At 61.7% G+C, this 1,098-nt stretch carries 2 protein-coding genes; one reads left to right on the top strand and one right to left on the bottom strand.

Features of this window, described 5'->3' with window-relative positions:
- Positions 1–451, bottom strand: a 451-nt coding sequence (locus FJ980_RS33590) for a DUF1062 domain-containing protein (RefSeq protein WP_140547661.1), incomplete at its 3' end; no start/stop codon positions are given.
- Between the two features lie 399 nt (positions 452–850).
- Here FJ980_RS33590 and FJ980_RS33585 point away from each other — a divergent pair.
- Positions 851–1,098 (top strand): LysE family transporter (locus FJ980_RS33585; protein ID WP_181181418.1); only part of this gene is annotated, 248 nt, incomplete at its 3' end.

Below are 1,098 nucleotides of genomic sequence, written 5' to 3'. Positions count from 1 at the left end.
TGGCGAGCAAACGATCGAGCCGCAGCGATATCGGCATTTCGAGCCCGAGCCGGAGCTCCAGCACGCTTGCAGCTTCGCTTGTCCCGCCAAGCGCCGTCTTGTGCACGTCGACGTCGGGAAACTCCTCGACACGCCCCACCTGGCCGCGCAGTGCGGTCACATCGAATGCATGGCGCCGGGCAAGTGCTGCATCGTTGCTCTCCAGCGCCCGCAGCAGCGCCGGCTCGATGTCGCGGCGGTTGCGGCGCTCGAAAATGCCGAAATTCCAGGAATTGTCGCAGTTGATACAACGATAGATCAGCCAGACGTCAATGCGCTTGCCGTTGGCGTTGACGCGGAACTTTCCGTTGCTGCGATAGGCTTTGATGTCGCCGCAGCGATTGCAGGTGATCAGGGGACGTGGTGCGGTTTGAGGCGCGACCGTCCAGCGGATGCGCAGAATAGAAGACATGCCGATAAGCCCTTCCCGTCGGGAAGTTCATCAGGTCGGCAATGTCGAGATGCCCAGGCGGGCGCGGCGTGGCGGTAGGCTGCGGTTCTTGGGATCAGGCGTCGCGGCGCATGCGACAGCGGTTCAGCAGTGCCAAACCGGTCTCGAACCGCCGCCCAGAGGAACACATGAAATGGAAAAAGGCACCGTTGTGGCGGCGCCATGCATTGTGTCGGGGGAGTTGACGAGACCGGCGGTTACGTAGGCAAAGTGAAGCTCGAAATTGTTTTGCGGCGATCTATCTAGCCGCGAGATGCCGGGCCGGCAAGCATGTTGATGCTACCGAAGCTCGGTCGCTTGCGCTAATGTCTGGCATTGCTAATGTCTGGCATTGAAGGTTTTCAAGCCGAGATCCTCGCCATGCACCTCACCTCGCTCCTGATCTTCGCCGCCGCGCTCTTCGTGGCCGCCGGTTCGCCGGGTCCTTCGATCGCGGCACTCGTCGCCCGCGTCATCGCCAAGGGATTTCGCGACGTGTTCCCGTTCCTGCTCGCCATGTGGATCGGCGAGGGCATCTGGCTGTCGCTGGCGGTGTTCGGGCTGGCGGTGGTTGCGCAGACTTTCCATTTCGCTTTCGTCATCGTCAAATGGGTCGGCGTCGCCTATCT

Source organism: Mesorhizobium sp. B1-1-5 (assembly GCF_006443065.1).
In the GTDB taxonomy this organism is placed as follows: Bacteria; Pseudomonadota; Alphaproteobacteria; order Rhizobiales; family Rhizobiaceae; genus Mesorhizobium.
This window is presented reverse-complemented; position numbering and strand designations above follow the sequence as displayed.